18 protein-coding genes are annotated in these 20155 nt (G+C 63.8%); 7 read left to right on the top strand and 11 right to left on the bottom strand.

Going from position 1 to position 20155, the window contains the following annotated elements; translation table 11 throughout:
* Positions 1 to 14: 14 nt before the first annotated feature.
* Both AC1DXN_RS09330 and AC1DXN_RS09325 read left to right on the top strand, forming a co-directional pair.
* Positions 15 to 860: an aldo/keto reductase gene (locus tag AC1DXN_RS09330; protein ID WP_477275672.1), complete on the top strand. Its 846-nt coding sequence runs from the start codon at positions 15 to 17 to the stop codon at positions 858 to 860.
* Between the two features lie 36 nt (positions 861 to 896).
* Complete coding sequence (locus tag AC1DXN_RS09325; protein ID WP_477275670.1) at positions 897 to 1706, top strand: MBL fold metallo-hydrolase; 810 nt, start codon at positions 897 to 899, stop codon at positions 1704 to 1706.
* Positions 1707 to 1708: 2 nt separating this feature from the next.
* Here AC1DXN_RS09325 and AC1DXN_RS09320 read toward each other — a convergent pair whose 3' ends face one another.
* The 3 genes from AC1DXN_RS09320 to mutS all read right to left on the bottom strand — a co-directional run bounded on the left by AC1DXN_RS09320 (position 1709) and on the right by mutS (position 5540).
* The gene (locus AC1DXN_RS09320) at positions 1709 to 2263 is read right to left on the bottom strand and encodes a TetR/AcrR family transcriptional regulator (RefSeq protein WP_477275668.1); all 555 of its coding nucleotides are present in this window, start codon (positions 2261 to 2263) and stop codon (positions 1709 to 1711) included.
* 7 nt (positions 2264 to 2270) lie between these two features.
* Positions 2271 to 2735, bottom strand: a complete 465-nt coding sequence (locus AC1DXN_RS09315; RefSeq protein ID WP_477275666.1) for a nuclear transport factor 2 family protein — start codon at positions 2733 to 2735, stop codon at positions 2271 to 2273.
* 75 nt (positions 2736 to 2810) lie between these two features.
* On the bottom strand, positions 2811 to 5540 hold the full coding sequence (gene mutS / locus AC1DXN_RS09310; protein ID WP_477275664.1) for a DNA mismatch repair protein MutS: 2730 nt from the start codon (positions 5538 to 5540) through the stop codon (positions 2811 to 2813).
* A gap of 174 nt (positions 5541 to 5714) precedes the next feature.
* On the opposite strand from mutS, the gene AC1DXN_RS09305 reads away from it, so the two are divergent.
* The 3 genes from AC1DXN_RS09305 (at position 5715) to AC1DXN_RS09295 (ending at position 10654) form a co-directional block, all read left to right on the top strand.
* Positions 5715 to 6908 carry a glycosyltransferase family protein gene (locus tag AC1DXN_RS09305; RefSeq protein WP_477275662.1) on the top strand — a complete coding sequence of 398 codons (1194 nt, stop codon included), beginning with the start codon at positions 5715 to 5717 and terminating at the stop codon, positions 6906 to 6908.
* 128 nt (positions 6909 to 7036) lie between these two features.
* Complete coding sequence (locus AC1DXN_RS09300; RefSeq protein WP_477275660.1) at positions 7037 to 9316, top strand: NADP-dependent malic enzyme; 2280 nt, start codon at positions 7037 to 7039, stop codon at positions 9314 to 9316.
* Positions 9317 to 9580: 264 nt separating this feature from the next.
* Positions 9581 to 10654, top strand: coding sequence for a diguanylate cyclase domain-containing protein (locus AC1DXN_RS09295; protein ID WP_477241291.1), 1074 nt, complete (start codon positions 9581 to 9583; stop codon positions 10652 to 10654).
* 85 nt (positions 10655 to 10739) lie between these two features.
* On the opposite strand, the gene AC1DXN_RS09290 is transcribed toward AC1DXN_RS09295, so the two are convergent.
* From AC1DXN_RS09290 to AC1DXN_RS09280, 3 genes are all read right to left on the bottom strand, one after another.
* Entirely contained in the window at positions 10740 to 11825 is a 1086-nt protein-coding gene (locus tag AC1DXN_RS09290; RefSeq protein WP_477275658.1) for a porin, read from the bottom strand.
* Positions 11826 to 12195: 370 nt separating this feature from the next.
* On the bottom strand, positions 12196 to 12900 hold the full coding sequence (locus tag AC1DXN_RS09285; RefSeq protein ID WP_477275656.1) for an antitoxin Xre/MbcA/ParS-like domain-containing protein: 705 nt from the start codon (positions 12898 to 12900) through the stop codon (positions 12196 to 12198).
* Positions 12901 to 13155: 255 nt separating this feature from the next.
* A complete protein-coding gene (locus tag AC1DXN_RS09280; RefSeq protein WP_477275654.1) occupies positions 13156 to 14148 on the bottom strand; it encodes an adenosine kinase in 993 nt (330 codons plus the stop codon).
* A 204-nt stretch (positions 14149 to 14352) separates the two neighbouring features.
* Between AC1DXN_RS09280 and AC1DXN_RS09275 the strand changes: the two genes are divergently transcribed.
* Positions 14353 to 15255 carry a DMT family transporter gene (locus AC1DXN_RS09275; RefSeq protein WP_477275652.1) on the top strand — a complete coding sequence of 301 codons (903 nt, stop codon included), beginning with the start codon at positions 14353 to 14355 and terminating at the stop codon, positions 15253 to 15255.
* A gap of 133 nt (positions 15256 to 15388) precedes the next feature.
* Positions 15389 to 16099: a sulfate transporter family protein gene (locus AC1DXN_RS09270; RefSeq protein WP_477275650.1), complete on the top strand. Its 711-nt coding sequence runs from the start codon at positions 15389 to 15391 to the stop codon at positions 16097 to 16099.
* A gap of 8 nt (positions 16100 to 16107) precedes the next feature.
* Here AC1DXN_RS09270 and AC1DXN_RS09265 read toward each other — a convergent pair whose 3' ends face one another.
* The 5 genes from AC1DXN_RS09265 to dut all read right to left on the bottom strand — a co-directional run bounded on the left by AC1DXN_RS09265 (position 16108) and on the right by dut (position 20080).
* Positions 16108 to 17106, bottom strand: coding sequence for a proline racemase family protein (locus tag AC1DXN_RS09265; protein ID WP_477275648.1), 999 nt, complete (start codon positions 17104 to 17106; stop codon positions 16108 to 16110).
* A 15-nt stretch (positions 17107 to 17121) separates the two neighbouring features.
* Positions 17122 to 17925, bottom strand: a complete 804-nt coding sequence (locus AC1DXN_RS09260; protein ID WP_477241305.1) for an isocitrate lyase/PEP mutase family protein — start codon at positions 17923 to 17925, stop codon at positions 17122 to 17124.
* Between the two features lie 79 nt (positions 17926 to 18004).
* The gene (locus AC1DXN_RS09255; RefSeq protein ID WP_477275646.1) at positions 18005 to 18859 is read right to left on the bottom strand and encodes a hypothetical protein; all 855 of its coding nucleotides are present in this window, start codon (positions 18857 to 18859) and stop codon (positions 18005 to 18007) included.
* A gap of 79 nt (positions 18860 to 18938) precedes the next feature.
* Complete coding sequence (locus tag AC1DXN_RS09250; RefSeq protein WP_477275644.1) at positions 18939 to 19595, bottom strand: HAD family hydrolase; 657 nt, start codon at positions 19593 to 19595, stop codon at positions 18939 to 18941.
* On the bottom strand, positions 19595 to 20080 hold the full coding sequence (dut, locus tag AC1DXN_RS09245) for a dUTP diphosphatase (protein WP_477275642.1): 486 nt from the start codon (positions 20078 to 20080) through the stop codon (positions 19595 to 19597). The genes AC1DXN_RS09250 and dut overlap by 1 nt, the downstream gene beginning before the upstream one ends.
* Positions 20081 to 20155: the final 75 nt, after the last annotated feature.

Raw genomic sequence — 20155 nt, 5'->3', positions numbered from 1 at the left:
GACTGGAGCATGCAATGCCCTCAACGATAAGAACCACCAAACTTCCCTCTGGCGAAGCCGTTCAGGTGCTCGGCCAGGGCACCTGGAAGATGGGCGAGGATGCCCGTCGGCGTGCCGATGAAGTCAACGCCCTGAAGCTCGGGCTCGACCTCGGCATGACGCTGATCGACACCGCCGAAATGTATGCCAGCGGCGGCGCCGAGGAGGTGGTGGCGGAAGCCATTGCCGGACGCCGTGACGAACTCTTTCTCGTCTCCAAGGTGCTGCCGTCCAATGCCTCGCGCAGCGGCGTGCCGGCGGCTTGCGAGAAAAGCCTCAGGCGCATGCGCACCGACCGCATCGATCTCTACCTCCTGCATTGGCCGGGCAGCGTGCCTCTGGCGCAAACAGTCGAGGCGTTTGAGGCGCTGAAGAAAGCTGGCAAGATCCGCCACTGGGGCGTCAGCAATTTCGACACCGACGAGATGGAGGAGCTGGCCGGATTGCCGGCCGGCGGCAATGTCCAGACCAATCAGGTGCTATACAATCTGTCGCGGCGCGGCCCCGAATTCGACCTCGCGCCGTGGAGCCGGCAGCGCGGCATTCCGCTGATGGCCTATTCGCCGGTCGAGCAGGGCGCCCTGGCGCGCAATGCCAGGCTGGAGGCCATCGCCGCCCGCCACAACGCTACGGCCGCACAGATCGCGCTTGCCTGGGTTATGCAGCAGGACGGCGTCATCGCCATTCCGAAGGCCAGCCGCCAGGAGCATGTCCGTCAGAACGTCGCCGCACTCGACATCAAGCTTACCGGCGAAGACCTCGCTGACCTCGATCGCGCCTTCCCGCCGCCGACCCGCAAGCGCGGGCTGGAGATGATCTAGAGGAAGCGGTTTTCGAAAAAGGACAGAGAACAAGCATTGGAACGAATTTCAGCCGGGCCTCGTCACACCACCTACAAAATCGGAACGACGACGGTCACGTCGCTGCGCGACGGTTATGTCGACATGCCAGTCAGGCGGCTGCGCCAGCCCGGAGACCGGCCGTTCGGCGATGATCTGCCCTCGCAGGTGCCGCTCGTCGACGGCGCGCTCAGGCTATCGGTCAACGCCTTTGCCATCGATGACGGCGACGACATCACGGTGATCGACACAGGGTCTGCGAATGCCTGGCACCCGACAATGGGGCATCTGCCCGCTGCGCTGCGCGAGGCGAAGATCGCGGTCGACCGGGTACGCACTGTTGCCTTCACCCACACCCATCTCGACCATATACACGGACTTGTCGCTGTCGATGGCAGCGACGGCTTCCCGCAGCTCTCGCGCCTGATGGTCCCGCGACTTGAGCTCGGCATGTTTCATGAGGTGGTGAGGCTGGAACGCTTCCACGATCGCGCCCAGCCTCTCGACGCTGGACAGCGCCTCAGTGCTGACGTCGATACGATTGCCACGCCCGGCCATGAAGTCGGCCACACCTGCTTTCGCCTTGTGAGCGGAGGCGAAACCCTGTTGATCTGGGGCGACATCGTACATGTGCCATCGCTTCAATTCGACCACCCGGAGATCACGTGGGAATTCGACGCCGACCAGGAGCAGGCGAGGAAAACCAGGCTGCAGATGCTTGCCCTTGCCGCTGGCAAAGGCTGCTACGTCGCGGGCGCCCATCTCGATTCACCGGGCGTCGGTAGGGTTTCCCGTACCAAAACAGCCTTCCATTTCGAACCTTTGTAACGCTAGCCGAGCGCCGCCCGCGCTCGTTGCAACGCGCGCGAAAACACCGCCGTGTCGTCGAAGGCGCGTGCCAGCGTGAGCGCGCCTTGTATGGCGGCGACGGTCTCTTCGGCAAGTTCGTCTGCCCTGGCCTGGCTGTGTCCGGCGCGCGTCAGCGCTTCCGAGAGATGCGCCACCCAGCGGCCGAAATAGCTTTTGATTGCCTTGGCAAAAAGGTCGCGCGCATCGTCCAGTGCGAACGCGCCGATCAGGCACACGCGGCGGCCAGAGCGGAAATAGTTGTCGGTCGCCTCCAGCATGCGCTCGATGCCGGCATGCGGATCAGCCTTGTCCTGCAACGGCACGAAGACATTCTCCTCGAACCAGCCGTCGATATGGGCGATGACGGCCGCCGCCATCTCTTGCTTCCCTCCAGGAAAGAAATGATAGAGGCTGCCCTTGCCGAGCCCCGTCGCTTCGCCGATCAGCGCCAGGCTGGCCCCTTCATAACCGTGCTCGCGAAAGACCTCTCCGATGATGGAGAGCAAATCGGCACGATCGGGCGCCATCCTGCGCATAAGTGTCTTACAGTCCGAGTTCGGACAGGCTTGGATGATCGTCGGGTCGGCGGCCGAGCGGCCAGTGATATTTTCGTTCGCTCTCGGCGATAGGCAGGTCGTTGATGCTGGCCAGGCGCCGGCGCATCAGTCCGGCTGCGTCGAACTCCCAGTTTTCATTGCCGTAGGAGCGGAACCAGTGGCCGCTGTCGTCACGCCACTCATATGCGAAGCGCACGGCAATGCGGTTGTCGGTAAAGGCCCAGACCTCCTTGATGAGGCGGTAGTCGAGCTCGCGTGCCCATTTGCGCGTCAGGAAATCGACGATCTGCGGCCGCCCGGCGACGAATTCGGCGCGATTGCGCCAGACGCTATCCTCGGTATAGGCGAGCGACACCCGCTCCGGGTCGCGGCTGTTCCAGGCATCTTCGGCAAGCCGCGCTTTTTGCGCCGCCGTCTCGGCGGAAAAGGGCGGCAGCGGCGGACGGCTCATGGCGTTCTCCCATCAATAGAGGTGATGGTGAGCATTGTACTGATCGGTACAATCACGTCAAGAGGGTCAATGAAGCTATGGCTTCCCTGCCAGCCCCTTCAGCCGGTAAAGCACTTCCAGCGCCTCGCGCGGCGTCATCTCGTCGGGGTTGATGTCGCCGAGCGCCGCACCCAGCGCATCGTTCTTCACCGGCTTCGGCGCTTCCCGCCTCGCCGCCACCGAAAACAGCGGCAAATCGTCGACCAGCCGGTTCGCCTTGCCTGAGACTTCGCCTGCTTCCAGCTGGTGCAGCACTTCCTTGGCCCGACCGACCACCGCTTCCGGCAGGCCGGCCAGCCGCGCCACCTGTACGCCGTAGGAGCGGTCGGCGGCACCCTTGCCGACCTCGTGCAGGAAGACGACGTCGCCTTCCCATTCCTTGACCCGCATGGTGACGTTGTGCAGCCGCGCCAGCTTTCCGGCCAGCGCCGTCATCTCGTGGAAATGGGTGGCGAAGATCGCCCGGCAGCGGTTCTTTTCGTGCAGATATTCGACCGCCGCCCAGGCGATCGACAGGCCGTCGAAGGTTGCAGTGCCGCGGCCGATTTCGTCGAGGATGACCAGCGCCCGTTCGCCGGCCTGGTTGAGGATCGCCGCCGTCTCGACCATCTCGACCATGAAGGTCGAGCGGCCGCGCGCCAGATCGTCCGAGGCGCCGACACGCGAAAACAGCCGGTCGACGACGCCGATATGAGCCGATGTCGCCGGCACGAACGAGCCGGTCTGGGCAAGGATGGCGATCAGCGCGTTCTGCCGCAGGAAGGTCGACTTACCGCCCATATTGGGGCCGGTCAGCAGCCAGATCGCGCCGTTTTTCGTGCCGCCTTCCGGCGACAGGTCGCAATCATTGGCGACGAATGGCCCGTCGCCTGAATGCCGCAGCGACTGCTCGACCACCGGGTGGCGTCCGCCGGAGATGTCGAAGGCAAGGCTGGCGTCGACAATCGGCCGGCACCAGGCCTCGCTCTCGGAAAGCAGCGCGAGTGCCGCCGACACGTCGAGCACGGCAAGCGCCTCGGCTCCGGCGCGGATAGCATCGGCCTGGCCGACCGCTTCCGCCGTCAGCGTGTCGAAAGCGGCTAGCTCGACGCTCAGCGCCCGGTCGGCGGCATTGGCGATCTTCGATTCCAGCGCCGCCAGATCGGTGGTGGTGAAGCGCATGGCGTTGGCCATGGTCTGGCGGTGGATGAAGCGCGCCTTGGCCCCATCACTGCTGGTCATGATCGCGTGATGGTTGGCGGTAACCTCGATATAGTAGCCCAGCACATTGTTGTGCCGGATTTTCAGCGAGCGGATGCCGGTCTCCTCGATCAGCGAGCGCTCCAGCCCGGCGATCACCTTGCGCGATTCATCGCGCAGCGCCCGCATCTCGTCGAGCTCGGCATGGTAGCCGGCACGGACAAAGCCGCCATCGCGCTTCAGCAACGGCAATTCGTCGCCGAGCGCCTGCGTCAGATGCGCGGCCAGCGCGCTCGGCAGCGTCTTGATCGTCGCCAGCGCTGCTGCCAATTCGCCGGGCAGGGCGGTCTCTCCAAACAGGTTGGCAATGGCGCCGGCCGCCTCGAAGCCGGCGCGCAGCGCGCCGAGGTCGCGCGGTCCGCCGCGGTTGAGCGCCAGCCTGGACAAAGCGCGCGGCATGTCGGCGACGCTCTTCAGGCTCGCCCGCACCGCCTGGCACAGCCGCGTTTCCGTGCGGAAGAACGACACCGAGTCCAGCCGCGCCGTAATGTGCGTGGGGTCGGTCAGCGGCGCCATCAGCCGGTCGGCCAACAGCCTGGCCCCGCCGCCGGTCACCGTGCGGTCGATCGCCTTGAACAGCGAGCCGTCGCGGCTGCCGGACAGCGTGCGTAAGAGTTCCAGATTGGCGCGCGTCGCCGGGTCGATGAACAGCGTCGACCCTTGCTCCTCGCGCTCCGGCCGCGACAGCGGCGGCCGCTCGGCCTTCTGCGTCTTCTCGACATAGGCGATGGCGCCGGAGATCGCCGACAGCTCGGCGCGCGAAAAGGCGCCAAAGCTGTCCGGCGTCGCCACCTCGAAGAAGCGGGCGATGCGCCCCGCGGCAGACGCCGAATCGAACAGAGACGGCGGCTGCGGGTTGGCAACGCGGCCAAGCACGTCGAACACCGGCTTCAGCTCCGGGTCGTAAAACACCGGTTCGGCGACGATCAGCTCGCGTGGGTCGACGCGGAACACATCGGCCAGCAGCCGGTCGGCCGTCGTCTCGGCAACACGAAAAGCCCCCGTCGATATCTCGATCCAGGCCAACGCAAAGGAATGCTCGGCCCCCCCCTTGACCCGCCCCAGCGCCATCAGGAAGCTCGATTCCGATGGCGCCAGCAATTTGTCCTCGGTGATGGTGCCGGGTGTCACCAGCCGCACCACGTCGCGGCGCACCACCGATTTGCCGCCGCGTTTTTTCGCCTCGGCCGGATCCTCGATCTGCTCGCAGACGGCGACGCGAAAACCCTGGCCGATCAGCTTCTGCAGATAGTCGTCGGCGGCATGCACCGGCACGCCGCACATCGGAATGTCGAGGCCCTGGTGCTTGCCGCGCTTGGTCAAGACGATGCCCAGCGCCCGGCTCGCCTTCTCGGCATCGTCGAAGAACAGCTCGTAGAAATCGCCCATGCGGTAGAACAGCAGCGAATCCGGGTTCGCCGCCTTGATCTCGATGAACTGTTCGATCATCGGCGTAGCACCCGGTGCGGCGACCGGCGTCGGCGTCAAGGGCGTAGCGGTATCGTTGTCGGAAGGGATCATATCCATGGCCGCACGCTAGCAGATGTGGCCGGACGGTTTAATGCCGGCGGCTGTGGAAAACAGGGGACGACGGCGGTTCCGAGGGCTCGCAACGAATCTCAGCTGCCAAAGGCCACTCAGGTTGCGCCGGGCGAGGGCCAGGCCCTATGATCTCTAGGGCGAGATTATGGGGAATCGTGGGTGGACCAGGACAAGCAGGAGACGTTCGATGAGATGGTTGGTCCCGTCGAGTCGACGATCACGCGTCTGTTGCTTTTGGCGGCACGACGAGCCGATCGAACCAAGAACAAACTGAGGGTTGCGGCGCGCAAGCGGTTGCCTTTCATCCTCCCGGCGCGTGGCCCGCTGTCCGATCTCGATGGCGGCATCGAGATTGCGGCCCATGTCTTCAATCGCGATCCGCTGGTGCTGTATATGCCGGTTGGCGGCCCTCGCCCCCTCTATCCGCTGGCGGCGATTGGCCGGCGCCTGGCGTCACGCCAGGTCACGTTCCTGATGATGCCGAGCTGGACGTTCGAAAGGCCTGATGTCGTCGCCCGGATGGGCCGCGACCTAGACTGGTATGCCAGGCAATTTCCCCTGCATGAGGTCATCTTCCTGTGCAACACCGAGGAAGAGCGCCGTCTGATCGCCGCGGTCGGCGGCAATGCCATTTTCTCCAATCACAATCTGATGATATCGGAAAACGTCTTTCGACCGCTGCCGGATGTGCCGGTCGAATTCGACGCCATCTACAATGGCCGCATCTCACCGACAAAGCGTCATCATCTTGCCTTCGAAATCGAGCGGCTGGCGCACGTCACCTATTCGATCGGCGAACTGCCTCCCGCCGCCGCCCGGGCCTTCATCCGGCGTCTGCAGGCACAGTCGCCGCTTCACCGCATCGTCAATCCGATCGTCGATGGCATGCCCGGAAGACTGACAGCCAGCGAGGTCAACCGCGCCTACAACCAGGCCGCGGTCGGGCTCTGCCTGTCGGCAAGCGAAGGCGCGATGTATTCCTCGATGGAGTATCTGATGGCCGGGCTGCCGATCGTCAGCACACCGAGCCTCGGCGGCCGCGATGTCTATTTCGATCCGGATTATTGCATCATCGCCGACCCGGAACCGGCGGCCATCCGCCGTGCCGTCGAGACTTTGCGCGACCGCGCCATACCACGCGAGGAAGTTCGCGGCAGGACGCTCGAGAAGGTTCGCGCCCAGCGCATCGAGCTGATGGCCTACCTGTCGGCGCTTCTGCGACGCAAAGGCAGCAGCGCCCCACCAATCGAGACTTGGCCGTTTTCCGGCACGCAGGGCCTGATGCGATGGGGACCGGTGCGCGACCAGGCGCGGGACTTTGCCGCGCTCGCCAGCGGGTCCGGCCGGCCCTGACCGGATAAATTCCGAGACATGCACGAGATCGCTTGTCGGTTTACAGCGGCGGCGTGTAGCCTTAGGGAACTTTAAAAAACACGCGCCCGTCTCAAGGGTGCCGCATGGGCGAGGAAATCAAAAGCATCATGGCCAGGAAAACCGAAAATAACGGTCCCTCCGTCAGCGCGCAGGAAGCGCTGGAGTTCCACTCCATGGGCCGCCCCGGCAAGCTGGAGGTCGTCGCCACCAAGCCGATGGCAACGCAGCGCGATTTGAGCCTCGCCTATTCGCCGGGTGTCGCGGTTCCTGTCCTGGCCATCGCCGAGGACCCCAGCCGCGCCTTCGACTACACGACGCGCGGCAATATGGTCGCCGTCATTTCCAATGGCACCGCCATTCTCGGCCTCGGCAATCTCGGCGCGCTGGCTTCCAAGCCGGTGATGGAAGGCAAGGCGGTGCTGTTCAAGCGCTTTGCCGATGTCGATTCCATCGATCTGGAAGTCGACACCGAGGATGCCGACGAGTTCATCAACTGCGTGCGCTTCCTTGGCCCGTCCTTCGGCGGCATCAATCTCGAGGACATCAAGGCGCCGGAGTGCTTCATCATAGAGCAGCGGCTGCGCGAGTTGATGGATATCCCGGTCTTCCACGACGACCAGCACGGCACCGCCATCATCTCGGCCGCCGGCCTGATCAACGCGCTGGAAATCACCGGCCGCGACATGAAGACCACCAGAATGGTCTGCAACGGCGCCGGTGCCGCCGGCATTGCCTGCATCGAACTGATGAAGGCGATGGGCTTTACCCCCGACAACATCATCCTGTGCGACACCAAGGGCGTGGTCTACCAAGGCCGCACCGAGGGCATGAACCAGTGGAAGTCGGCGCATGCGGTCAAGACCGACACGCGCTCGCTGGCCGAGGCGCTCGATGGCGCCGATGTCTTCCTCGGCCTCTCCGCCAAGGGCGCGCTGACCACCGCCATGGTGCAGTCGATGGCCAAGAACCCGATCATCTTCGCCATGGCCAACCCCGATCCGGAAATCACGCCCGAGGAAGTGGCCGAGATCCGCACCGACGCCATCATGGCCACCGGGCGTTCTGATTACCCCAATCAGGTCAACAACGTGCTCGGCTTCCCCTATATCTTCCGTGGCGCGTTGGATGTGCGCGCCACCACCATCAATGACGACATGAAGATCGCCGCCGCCCGCGCGCTCGCCGAACTGGCGCGCAAGGACGTGCCCGACGATGTCGCCGCCGCCTATCAGGGCAACCGGCCGAAATTCGGCCCCAACTACATCATTCCGGTGCCGTTCGATCCGCGCTTGATCTCGGCCATCCCGATCGCGGTGGCCAAGGCGGCGATGGATAGCGGCGTCGCCCGCAAGCCGATCCTCGATCTCGACCGCTACCAGCAGGAGCTGTCCGCCCGCCGCGACCCGATCGCCTCGACCTTGCAGCGCATCTACGACCGCGTGCGCCGCCAGCCCAAGCGCATCGTCTTCGCCGAGGGCGAGGAGGAGCAGGTAATGCGCGCCGCCGTCTCCTATGTGAACCAGCGGCTCGGCACCGCCATCCTGCTCGGCCGCGACGATGTCATCAAGGAGAACGCCCGCAACGCCGGCATCGAGCTCGACAAGCAAGGCATCGAGATCATCAATGCGAGGCTGTCGCGCCGCAACGGCATCTACACCGACTATCTCTACGAGCGCATGCAGCGCAAAGGTTTTCTGTTCCGCGATTGCCAGCGCCTGATCAACAACGACCGCAACCACTTCGCCGCCTGCATGGTGGCGCTGGGCGACGCCGACGGCATCGTCACCGGCGTCACCCGCAACTATTCCACCGCGCTCGAAGACATCCGCCGCGTCATCGACGCCAGGCCGGGCCACTGCGTCATCGGCGTGTCGATCGTGCTCGCGCGCGGCCGCACTGTGCTCGTTGCCGACACTGCCGTGCATGATATGCCCAATGCCGAGCAGATCGCCGACATCGCCGAGGAAGCCGCCGGCTTTGCCCGCCGCATGGGCTACGAGCCGAGGCTGGCCATGCTCGCCTATTCCACCTTCGGCCATCCTCAGGGCGAACGCTCTGAGCGCGTCCAGGAAGCGGTGCGCATCCTCGACAAGCGCCGCGTCGATTTCGAGTATGATGGCGAAATGGCCGCCGACGTCGCGCTCAACGCCCGCGCCATGGCGCAATATCCCTTCATCCGCCTGACCGGCCCGGCCAATGTGCTGATCATGCCGGCCTTCCACTCGGCCTCGATCTCGACCAAGATGCTGCAGGAACTCGGCGGCTCGACCGTCATCGGCCCGCTGCTGGTCGGCCTCAACAAACCGGTGCAGATCGTCTCGCTCAACGCCAAGGATTCAGACATCGTCAACATGGCGGCCATCGCGGCGTATAGCGCGGGGGCTTGACGCCCGCGCTGCGGACGAAAAGCCGACGGTGAGCCCGCGAACGCTTTTCGAGTGAGGCAAGGCCCGAAGCCATAACGGAAGGCAGACTGACGAACGGCCGCCCCGGAGCCCCCAACCCCAGGAATCTCGCGATTCCAGCCGAATTGGTCGCAAATCGCCAATTTCCATAAGGGATTGATAATACTCGACTGCTATAGGGGACGTTCTTGCCCATGCCCTTACGGCATTCGGGCGCGCTCAGACCGCCAAAACGGGAGTGCGGCCATGAAGCATGACACGGTTTCAGTGGTCGGCCAGGGGGTCGTCCACGACGAGCGCCTGGATGCGCTGCTCAGCATCACCGGCCGCATGGACGGCTATCTCTACCGTTGCCGCAACGATTCCTCCTACACCATGCTCTACATCAGCGACGGCATTTTCACCGTCAGCGGCTATCGGCCGAGCGACTTCATTCACAACGCTGTGCGCGACTACGTCTCGGCGATCCACCCGGACGATCTCGCCGCTGTCTATGCCGCCGTAGACACCGCGCTTGCGGCGCGCTGCAACTGGAACGTCGACTACCGCATCGTGCCGCAGGCAGGCGAACCGCTCTGGGTCCGCGAGATCGGCGGCGGCGTCTGGGATGACGCCGGCGAACTCGAATTCCTCGAGGGTTTCGTCGTCGACATCAGCGACCGCAAGGTTGTCGAGGACCTCAATGCCGAACTGCTGCTCGAACTCAAGGCCGCCAACGAAGAGCTCTCCGTGCAAAAGCGCGAGATCGAGCTGGCCAAGCAGCATAGCGACCACTCGGCCAACCACGATGCATTGACCGACCTGCCCAACCGCCGCGCCTTTCACAACGAACTGAGGTCGGTGATCGACCGCTGCGACAGTACCGGCCAGGCAGCCGGCCTGCTGTTCATCGATCTCGACAGGTTCAAGAAGGTCAACGACACGCTCGGCCACGAGGCGGGTGACGCGCTCCTGCTGGAGGTGTCGGGCCAGCTTCGCACGATCCTGCGCAGCGCCGATTTCGTGGCGCGGCTTGGCGGCGACGAGTTCGCCTTCCTGTTTTCGGGCGCGGCCGACCAGGCCCGTCAAAAAGCCGTGCGTGTCGCCGAACGCATCCTGGAGAAGCTGCGCATCAAGGTACCGACGCCGACTGGCGCCATCCATGTCGGCTGCACGGTTGGCGTCGCCATCTATCCGTCGGAAGCGCCCGATTCGGAGGCGCTGATAACGCTCGCCGACCGGCTGATGTACATCGGCAAGAAAAGCGGCCGCAACCGCCTGGTCACCGCCGAGGCGTTGGAACTCGGGCCGACCTCCGACGACCTTCGCCGCACCGCCTGATCCCGCAGCGGGTCCACTGTCGTCCCTGAAATGAAACGGCCCGCAGCGACGTGCTGCGGGCCGTCTCTGTACAATCGGTAGGCTATTAGAACGAGCGCTGGAAGCGGAGGATGCCGCCGATCGCGTCGGAATTGCTCTTGTCGAAATTGTCGTAGTAGTCGGCTTCGGCGGTGATCGTGTAGCCGGGAACGATGGTGTAGGCGATGTTCGCCGCCACGGCGAAGTCCTTGGCATCGGTGTACGAGACTTGGGCGTTGAGCGCCGTCTTCTTGTTGATCGTGTAGGTGCCGCCGCCCCAGACGGCGAAGTTTCCGGTCCACGGCTTGTAGAAGTTCGTTGCCTTGTTGTCATCGGTGCCATAGCCGCCCATCACGAACAGCGTCAGGTCCGCGGTCGCCTTGACGTCAAGGCGGATCTTGCCTGCCCATTCTTCCCAGTTGCTGTTGTAGGCGCCGACCGCGGTGATCGAGCCCCAGTCGCCCTTGTACTTCACGCCGCCGACGATATGCGGAACATAGCTGTCGATGGTCTCGGCGCCCGAACCTTCTTCGAGCGAAGCCACCGCCGAGAAGCCGCTGCCGGCATCGAAGTAGTAGCTGATCAGGCCGGTGTCCTTGAGACCATAGGGGATGATGGTGTCCTGGACGACGTTGCCGGCGTAGCCGATGAACGAGTCATAGACGGTTTCGTCCTTACCGACCCGCAAGCCGCCAAGCTGGATCCAGGCGAAGTGCAGGTCGACAGCCTTGTTGCCGGCCTCGCTGAACACCACGCCGCCTTCCGTAACGTTGCTATTGCCCCAGTTGAAACGGGTCTCGGTATAGGTCTTCAAGGTGCCGAGTTCGGTTTCCTGGCCGGTCCACGTCTTCAAATTGAAGCGAGCGTTCTTGTTCCAGGTCTGCTGCTGGTCGCCGTCCATGCGGTCATGCGTCGTTGCGCCGTCCAGGACGCGGCCGGCGTCGCCAAAGCTGGCGTCATAGCGGATGTAGCCACCGATGCGCAGGCAGGTTTCGGTGCCGGGGATGTAGAAGTAACCGGCGCCGTAGACGTCGCAAATCTTGACGTATTCGGCCGGTTCCGGCTCGGCGACGACGACCGCGTCGGCGGCGCGTGCACCCGAAACTGCGATCAGGGCCGCAGCGGAGCCGAGAAGAAGGCTCTTGATGTTCATTTTCTGAATCTCCAGTCAGTCAAAGGGTCAAAACAGGTCGGGCGTCCTGCTCGTTCGCAGCGTTTCTGCCCCATCCCCACCATCGAAAAAGACGCGCACCGCGCCGCTTCTTCAGCTTCGACATGACCGATGCGGCGGCGGCGTTCAACACAGATCGTGGCGAAAGAGTGTTTTATGGATTCTTCCAAAAGTATTGTTGCGTAAATGCCACGAAAACCGAAATAAGATGGAACATGTGGCACATTCTGTACAAATTTATGTGCCAAATGCCTGATCAAGCGACTCAAACAATATTACATAATTATGAAACATTAGTTGGCTAATACGCCGGTGATCGGCTCTGTCCAAAACCTTGATTCCATGCCTGAAATCAGGCCAGGGAGGATCCTCGCGCGGCCTTCACAACATCCTGCACCAAGTCCTGCTTGAGCATTTCAATCGGGATGCGGCCACCGAGCTCGGGTGAAGGACGGTTCAGCCATGACCACGCAAGCCTTGGATTGGCGATCAGCGAAAGCACCTCGCTTATGCCGGGCGCCGGCCTGCCGTCGATGAACTGGGCGAGCGGGAAAACGTGTTTGCGGCCGCCCTTGCGCAACGCAATAACCTCGTTGCGTTTTTGCCAGCGATGCAATGTCGAGCGCGGAATGCGAAAATTCTCTTCCAGATAGGTCGAACCGGCGACCTCGCCCGCCCAATCCTCGATCAGCAGCGATTGAAGATCGTTGATTCGCTCGCGCTGCGAAGCGGGTTTCCGGCTGTCGATTGCCGACGCCAAGGTCGCGCTTTCATCCCGGCTATTCGCTGCGTCGCGGTGTGCGGCTGCTATTGTGTGGACGAACTCAGAGGCCAGGGCTCTCCATTCACCCTTATAGGAGCTGATCGCGCGCCGCTGTGCTTGCGGCAGGAAAGGCAGGCTGGCGGCGACGCTGCCGGCAAAGGCACTGGTTGAAACCAGGGTCTGTGTGTCAAGAGCGACGCCGTGCCGGATCAGCGCCTGTTGCACCGCTTCCGCCACCAGGCCTGCCAAGGCATCCTGCGAGATCCCATCCATCGGGTTTTGAAATCTGGTCACGTATCTGCCTTGCGGGCCACGCGCTCTCTTCCCCAGCCGCGGCCAATTGAAATGGCTACAACAGGAAGCGGAAATGGTAACAACAGCAGACACAGCGACCCGACAGGTTGCTGTCTTGCACCGAACACCCCAACTGACCGTGGACGTCCCGAAATGTCAGTCGCGGGACGTCTCAGTTTGCATGTAGGTGCGATGTGTGACAGGCGCACGACAGATGGCGTCGTCTGACGCTCATCGGGGGTGACGCAGCCGGACCTAAAGCAGTCCGGCCAGTTGGGCCGCGCTGCGCAGATTCTGCCGCGGTCGCGGCCCGAGCTGCTGGATAACCAGCCCGGCGGCCAGCGAGCCGAGATCGCCGCAATCCTTCAGGCTGCGCCCCTTGGTGTAGCCGTAGAGGAAGCCGGCGGCATAGAGGTCGCCGGCGCCGGTGGTGTCGACCAGTTCGCGGATCGTCGTCGCCTGGATGGTGACGGTCTCGTCGCCGCGCACGATCACCGAACCTTTTTCGGAGCGCGTGACGGCGGCGATCTTGCAGTCCTTGCGTATAGCTTCCAGCGCCTCGTCGAAGGATTTGGTCTGGTAGAGCGACTTGATCTCGTGGCTGTTGGCAAAGACGATGTCGACGGTGCCCGAGCGCATCAGCTCGAGGAACTCGTCCCGGTAGCGGTCGACGCAGAACGAATCCGAGAGCGTCATCGACACTTCGCGCCCGGCGGCGTGCGCCAGCCGCGCCGTCTGGCGGATCGCCTCCTTGGCGCGCGGCGGATCCCACAGATAGCCCTCGAAATAGGTGACCTTGGCCCCGGATGCCTTGTCGGCCTCGACGTCTTCCGGACCGAGCTCGACGCAGGCGCCGAGATAGGTGTTCATCGAACGCTCGCCGTCGGGGGTAACGAAGATCATCGAGCGCGCCGTCGGCGGCTGGCCCTGAAGCGGCTTGGTGTCGAAGGCGACGCCTTGCGCATGGATGTCATGGGCATAGATCTCGCCGAGCGGGTCGTTCGACACCTTGCCGAAGAAGGCGGCGCGGCCGCCGAAGCTGGCGACGCCGGCCGCCGTGTTGCCGGCGCTGCCGCCGGAGGCTTCGATCGCCGGACCCATGCGGCTGTAGAGCAGTTCGGCGCGCCTGGTGTCGATCAGGTTCATCGCGCCCTTGATGATGCCGTTCGTCTCGAGAAACGCCTCGTCGCACTGGGCGATGATGTCGACAATGGCATTGCCGATGCAAAGAACGTCATAATCCGGCATCAATGTCTCCGCCAATAAACCCTGCCGGCTTTCTGCCACGCCGACCCGGCGCGGGTCTAGCGATTCAGCGCGGCTTTGCCTAGCCGACAAATACGGGGGTCGCCCACTCTTCGAGGCGCAGCGACAATTCGACCGTGGCAGAAGCATTTCACCCCGGCGTTGCCTAAAAGCATGGTCGACCATTTCCGAAGGCGCGAACCAGCCATGCCCGCAAAAATCGATATGAAGACCGAGCTGGCGCTGCTCCTCGTGCTGGCGGTGCTCTGGGGCGCGTCCTACAGCTTCATCAAGATCGGCGTCGAGACGATCCCGCCGATAACGCTGATCGCAGCCAGGACCTTGATCGCGGGCGGCATTCTTCTCGCCATCATCCGCTGGCGCGGCCTGGCCTTGCCGGGCGATGCAGCAAGCTGGCGTCGCTTCGCCTTCCAGGCCTGCCTCAACAGCGTCGTGCCGTTCACGTTGATCGCCGCGGCCGAGCGCTCGGTGGACGCCAGTCTGGCGACGATCCTGAACGCCACCTCGCCGATCTTCACCTTCCTGTTGACCGCCCTCATCACCCGCCACGAGCCGGTGACGATCCGCAAACTGTTCGGCGTCGGCGCCGGCATAGCTGGAATATGCCTGATCATCGGCACCCAGGCGCTTGACGGTCTTGGCCATCAATTGTGGGCTCAGCTTGCCATCGTCGCGGCGACGATCTGCTATGCCGGCGCTGCCATTTTCGGCCGCAGCTTCAAAGGGCTCGATCCGATGCTGCCGGCCGCCGGCTCCATGCTTTGCGGCGCCGTCATGCTGGTCCCCTCGAGTCTCGTCTTCGATCAGCCATGGACGCTGACGCCATCGACGGCGTCGATCCTCGCCTTGCTCGGCTTGTCAGTCTTTTCGACCGCGCTGGCCTTCTGCATCTATTTCCGCCTCATCCACACGCTGGGTTCGGTCGGCACGACGTCGCAGGCCTATCTCAGGGTGCCGATCGGCGTCGGCATCGGCGCTCTGTTCCTCGGCGAAAGCCTTGGCCCCACGGCATGGTGGGGAATGGCCTTCGTCGTCGCCGGCGTGGCGGCGATGACCATCCCTGCCAACAAGCCGGCGCTGGCGCGGTAGGGCAATTCCAGGAAAAGTGTGAAGGGGTTTTCCGCCCGGAATTGCGTCCAGACAAAGAGTCCTCTGCGCTTGCGGCTTGCTTTGGCTCCGCCTATCTCGAAGAGGTTCGCTTCGCCACAAGGTTGGAGACGCCGTGATTTTCGATGCCGCCCGCGCCGCCGCCAGCCGGCTGTTCTCGCCCGAATTGCGCTCGGTGTTCCTGAAGACGCTGGGACTGACCTTGCTGGCGCTGGTCGCACTCTGGTTCAGCCTGACCAGCCTGGTGGAATGGCTGGCCTTGCCATGGCTCCAGACGCTGGTACCCGGCCTGCCGTCCTGGGCCGGATGGCTGGGCGGCATCATTGCCGCCATCGCTCTTGCCTTCGGGATGGCGCTGCTCATCGCGCCGGTGACGGCGATCGTCGCCGGCCTGTTCCTTGACGATGTCGCCGAAGTGGTCGAGGGCACCGATTATCCCGGCGACCCGCCCGGCCGCGCCATGCCGGCGCTGCGCTCGCTGGTGCTGTCGATACGGTTCTTCGGCGTCGTCATCCTGGGCAACCTCGTCGCTTTGCTGCTTCTCCTGGTGCCGGGCATCAACATCGCCGCTTTCTTCATCGTCAACGGCTACCTGCTCGGGCGCGAGTTCTTTGAATTCGCCGCCATGCGCTTTCGCCCCGAAGTGGATGCCCGCGCCCTGCGCAGAAAATACGCTGGCACGGTGTTTCTCGCCGGCCTGATCATCGCCGCCTTCCTCGCCGTGCCGCTGCTCAATCTTTTGACGCCGCTGTTTGCCGCCGCCATGATGGTGCACCTGCACAAGGCGGTCTCGGCGCGGGAAGCGGCCCGCTCTTCGCGGCGCTAGGCGTTTCTTCAGCGTAGCAAAAAGCCGCGCCCCAACTCGTCGTCGGGCTCGACGATGAATTCCGTCCGTCCTGAATAATAGGCGCGGCCGCCGACACGGGCGATGATGGCGTCATGCGGGTCGGTTTTCGCCGTCCGCACCACCGCGCCGGAAAAGCGCGAGCCGGCGATGCTCTCGAAGGTTCGTGCCTGGCCGATTTCGATCTCGCCTTTGGCATGCATTGCCGCCAGCCGTGCGGTGACGCCGGAACCGGTCGGCGAGCGGTCGACTTCCGCTTCGGCGAAGACGCAGATGTTTTTCGTCGCCTCGCCGGAAAACGCATCCTTGCCGTCGGTCAGGATAGTGCCGTAGAGGAACGCAAGGTCCGAATGATCTGGATGCGACAGCGGGAATTCGGCCTTGAGCTTCCCGGTCAGCGCGGTTGCCGCATCGACGAAATCGCGCACCCGGTCGCGGCCGAATTGCAAGCCGAACTGGTGGCAGTTGGCCAGCGCGTAGAAGGCGCCGCCATAAGCGATGTCGAAGGTGATCGCGCCAAAACCCGGCAGCTCGATCTTCTGGTCGCGGGCGAACAGAAAGGCCGGCACGCTTTCGAACGACACCGCACCCGCCTTGCCGTCCGTCACCTCTACCGAGGCGACGATCAGCCCGCAGGGCGCCTCGATGTTAACGGTCGTCACCGGCTCCTGCCGTGCCACCAGGCCTTCGTCGACGGCGTAGCGGCCGAGCGCGATGATGGCGTGGCCGCACATCGTCGAATATCCCTCATTGTGCATGAACAGCACCGCGAGGTCGGCGCCGGGAAGATCGGGCTCGACCAGCAGCGCGCCATACATGTCATAATGGCCGCGCGGCTCGAAGATCAGGATTTTCCTGAGATGATCGAGGTGATCGCGCACATAGGCGCGCTTTTCCAGGATCGTGCCTTTGGGGATGTCCGGGTAGCCAGCGGTGACGATCCTCAGCGGCTCGCCGCCGGTGTGCATGTCGACGACCTTGAGGGTCATGCGTTGAGGCCTGTTCTAACCTGAAGATTTGGAAAACAGCGCCTGCAATTTGCCGAACGGCATGGCGGCGCGGGTGAAGCCGAAAGTGCCGTCCTGCTGGATTTCGCGTGCCGCCGTCTCCAGCATGCCGAAAGCGAAATTAGCAAGCCATGGCCCGAGCGAGATGCGCTTGACCCCGACCATGGCCAGGTCGGCAATGGTGAAGCCGGGCATCGCCATGACATTGACCGGCCTGGTCACCGCCGAGCAGACGGCGCGCAACGTCTCGACGTCGCCGAGCCCCGGCGCGTAGAGTACATCGGCGCCTGCCTTCTCGAAGGCCTGCAGCCGCTTGATGGTGTCGTCGATATCGGGCTTGCCCCACAAGAAATTTTCGGCCCGTGCGGTGAAGACGAAATCATGCTTCAGCGCTCGTGCCGCCTCGACCGCCGCGGCGACACGCTCGACGGCATGCGAAAAATCATAGATCGGCTTGTCCGGGTCGCCGGTGTGGTCCTCGATCGAGCAGCCGGCAAGGCCAGCCGCTTCGGCGGCAAAAATGGTCTCGGCGGCGCTGGTCGGGCTGTCGCCCTTGCCTTTCTCGAGATCGGCCGAAACCGGCAGGCTGGTCGCCGCCGTCACGTCGCGGCAATGGTGGATCATCGCCTCGAACGTCACGGCGCCGTCTGGCAGGCCGCGCGAAAAGGCAAAGCCGGCGCTGGTCGTCGCCAGCGCCTTGAAGCCGAACGAGGCCAACAGCTTGGTCGTGCCGACATCCCACGGATTGGGCATGACGAAGGTCGAGGCGTGCAGGTCGCGAAAGATCTTGCCCTTGTCCATGAACGCGTCCCTTCATCTGTGGAATTGTGCGGCGGATTCTAGCGTGCCGAAATGCCCCGGGCAAACGAATGCGGTTGGCTCAGAAGCGTTTGGCGTTCTCTGCTGCCAATTTGTCCAGCGCGTCGGAATCCTTGACGTAGCGCGACGCTGCCTTGTCCCAGTGATAGGTGACGGAAATGGCGGTCGAGACGGCTGCGGGCGGCGTCTCGTCGCAGCTTTCTTCGCTCGGCAAGGTGGCGTCGGTCACCGTCACCTGGATGGCATTGCGGGGCTGGCCGTCGGCAATCGTCTGGAAAGCCGGTTCCTGCTGGCGGCGGTATGCGCACAGGTTCTCGTCGAAGGTAAAGATCATATCGATCAGTTCGAATTTGTCGTTCCGGATCATGATCAGCGGCGTGATGACATAGCCCTGGCTCGAATTGAAATGCGTGCTGGTGGTGATGAGCACGTCATCGCCGGCGTCGACGGACAGCTTGCCGGGTTCACGAAACGAGGTGCTGCGGTCGACGGCGACATTGACGGCGTCGAGCAGCGCCGGCTTGCCGGTGATGTCATACAGCGCCAGCACCGCATAGCCTTCGGCGCTGTCGGGGGAGTCGCCGAGGTCGAACAGCATGGCCAGCCGATCCTTGCCGCCAGCCTTGATGGCGAGCGCGCCGGCACCGGAAAAGCCCGTGGTGTCGGGTGGCGAGCCGCCGGAATCAGGGCCCTCGATATGGCGCATCTCGATCGGCAATCCACCTCGGTAGAAGCCGTTGCTATCCCCGGTCAGGTCGGGAATGACCATCCGGGCCAGGTCGAGATAGGTGGTTTTGCCGTGACCGGGGATGGCGCTGCCTAGCTCCGGATAGTCATCGGCTTGCGCGCCAGCAGCCGTCCACAGGCACGGCAGCAGCACAAGGGCGAGGAGAAAGCGAAGGAGGGTGGGTTTCATGCGCGCGGGCGTCTCGTTGCGTCGAGCGCGCGGAAGCTAGCACGGACGATTGCCGTGTACAGCCTGCCTGAAGATCAGATCAGTGGATCGGCACCAGCCCCGCGAGCTCGCGCATGTCATCGAACAGGATGCCGCCGGCTTCAGCCAGCCCGTCGCGGTCGGAGAGCGGATCGCCATGATAGGAAAACACCCGCATGCCGGCGGCGATGCCGGCTTGCGTCCCGGCGACGCTGTCTTCGATGACGATGCAATCGGCGGGCGCAAACCCCATCGTTTTCGCCGCGTGCAGGAAAAGGTCTGGGAACGGCTTGCCGCGACCGACCATGGTCGAGGAAAACAGCGCATGCTCGAACAGCGGCAGCAGCCCGGTCTGGCCGAGCGTGATGTGCATCTTCGACACCCGTGCCGAAGTGGCAACGCAATAGGCGATGCCGGCAGCCCGCACGGCTTCGACAAACTCCCGGACATAGGGGACAGCTTCCACGCCATGAGCAAACAGGTCCGGCAGGCCGGCATTCCAGCGGTCGACGAAATCGGTGCCCAGGCTGACGCCGGTCGCTTCGACCTCCTTCTGCACCGACACCATGCTGCGGCCGGAAAAATTCTTGCGGCAGTATTCGAAGCTTGTGGGATAGCCGGCGGCGGTCAACCATTCGGCGAGGCGTCGATTGGCGAGATTCTCGGTATCGACCAGGATCCCGTCGCAATCGAAGATAACCAGTTTGGGTAGGGACATCAGGCCGTGCCGGTCGATCCGAAGCCGCCGGAGCCGCGCGCCGTGCCGCCGGCCAATGTGCGCTCCTCGACCGCCGCTTGCACCACCGAGGCAAAGACGATCTGGGCGATGCGCATGCCGCGCGTCACGGCAAAATCCTCATCGCCGAGATTGATCAGCAACACCTTCACCTCGCCGCGATAGTCGCTGTCGATGGTGCCCGGCGTGTTGAGAACGGTCAGCCCGTGCTTGAAGGCGAGGCCCGAACGCGGCCGGACCTGGCCTTCCATGCCTTCCGGTATTTCCAGGATCAGCCCGGTCGGCACCAAGGCGCGTTTGCCCGGCAAGATCAGCAGCGGCCGATCGTCGGGGACGGCGGCGCGCAAATCCATGCCGGCGGCGCCGGTGCTCTCATAGGCTAGAAGCGGTAAACCCTCACCATGCGGCAACCTGACGAAGCCGACGGAGGGACCGATGACGGAGGAGTTTTGGAGGGCTGCGCGCATAAAATCGATCCTATCGGCGCGAACGGCGATTCGGTCAATTCGTCCGCAACGCTATCAACGGCTTTCTTTGTGGCG

Source organism: Mesorhizobium sp. P2_H9 (assembly GCF_056403215.1).
This window is presented reverse-complemented; position numbering and strand designations above follow the sequence as displayed.

Excerpts from the sequence above, each read along its gene's own strand:
- AC1DXN_RS09275 (WP_477275652.1), top strand. The coding sequence starts at position 14,353 with ATGCCCGCAAAAATCGATATGAAGACCGAGCTGGCGCTGCTCCTCGTG.
- AC1DXN_RS09300 (WP_477275660.1), top strand. The coding sequence starts at position 7,037 with ATGGCCAGGAAAACCGAAAATAACGGTCCCTCCGTCAGCGCGCAGGAA.
- AC1DXN_RS09260 (WP_477241305.1), bottom strand. The coding sequence starts at position 17,925 with ATGGACAAGGGCAAGATCTTTCGCGACCTGCACGCCTCGACCTTCGTC.
- AC1DXN_RS09265 (WP_477275648.1), bottom strand. The coding sequence starts at position 17,106 with ATGACCCTCAAGGTCGTCGACATGCACACCGGCGGCGAGCCGCTGAGG.
- AC1DXN_RS09255 (WP_477275646.1), bottom strand. The coding sequence starts at position 18,859 with ATGAAACCCACCCTCCTTCGCTTTCTCCTCGCCCTTGTGCTGCTGCCG.
- AC1DXN_RS09330 (WP_477275672.1), top strand. The coding sequence starts at position 15 with ATGCCCTCAACGATAAGAACCACCAAACTTCCCTCTGGCGAAGCCGTT.
- AC1DXN_RS09295 (WP_477241291.1), top strand. The coding sequence starts at position 9,581 with ATGAAGCATGACACGGTTTCAGTGGTCGGCCAGGGGGTCGTCCACGAC.
- AC1DXN_RS09290 (WP_477275658.1), bottom strand. The coding sequence starts at position 11,825 with ATGAACATCAAGAGCCTTCTTCTCGGCTCCGCTGCGGCCCTGATCGCA.
- AC1DXN_RS09315 (WP_477275666.1), bottom strand. The coding sequence starts at position 2,735 with ATGAGCCGTCCGCCGCTGCCGCCCTTTTCCGCCGAGACGGCGGCGCAA.
- AC1DXN_RS09280 (WP_477275654.1), bottom strand. The coding sequence starts at position 14,148 with ATGCCGGATTATGACGTTCTTTGCATCGGCAATGCCATTGTCGACATC.
- AC1DXN_RS09320 (WP_477275668.1), bottom strand. The coding sequence starts at position 2,263 with ATGCGCAGGATGGCGCCCGATCGTGCCGATTTGCTCTCCATCATCGGA.
- mutS (WP_477275664.1), bottom strand. The coding sequence starts at position 5,540 with ATGGATATGATCCCTTCCGACAACGATACCGCTACGCCCTTGACGCCG.
- AC1DXN_RS09250 (WP_477275644.1), bottom strand. The coding sequence starts at position 19,595 with ATGTCCCTACCCAAACTGGTTATCTTCGATTGCGACGGGATCCTGGTC.
- dut (WP_477275642.1), bottom strand. The coding sequence starts at position 20,080 with ATGCGCGCAGCCCTCCAAAACTCCTCCGTCATCGGTCCCTCCGTCGGC.